At 63.8% G+C, this 439-nt stretch carries 1 protein-coding gene; it reads right to left on the bottom strand.

The genetic code is table 11. From position 1 onward, the window contains the following. Positions 1-439 (bottom strand): 3-hydroxyacyl-CoA dehydrogenase family protein (locus tag I6F38_RS43430; protein ID WP_225164720.1); only part of this gene is annotated, 439 nt, incomplete at both ends.

Genomic DNA, 439 nt, shown 5'->3' with positions numbered 1-439 from the left:
GACCGAAGCGGCCCATTTCGCACAGCAGATCAGCGGTCTTCGAGTAGACGATGTCCGGCTTGTCCACGGCGCGGCGCTTGCGGATAGCCCAGCCGATGTCGTTACCGGCCAGATCGCCCATGCGGAACGGGCCCATGGCAAAGCCGAACTTCTCGATGGCCTTGTCGACCTGCTCGGGCAGCGCGCCCTCGTCCAGCAGGTAGCCGGCCTGGCGGCTGTACTGCTCGATCATGCGGTTGCCGATGAAGCCATCGCACACGCCGGAAACGACCGCCGTCTTCTTGATGGCCTTGGCCAGCTTCATGACGGTGGCCAGCACGTCCTTGGCGGTGTCCTTGCCGCGCACGACTTCCAGCAGCTTCATCACGTTGGCCGGGCTGAAGAAGTGCATGCCGACTACGTCTTGCGGGCGCTTGGTGAAGCTGGCGATCTTGTCGAC

The organism is Bradyrhizobium sp. BRP56 (assembly GCF_020194035.1).
GTDB classification, from domain to species: domain Bacteria; phylum Pseudomonadota; class Alphaproteobacteria; order Rhizobiales; family Xanthobacteraceae; genus Bradyrhizobium; species Bradyrhizobium australafricanum.
Note: the sequence above shows the minus strand (reverse complement) of the source record. Positions and strands in the feature narration are given on the sequence as shown.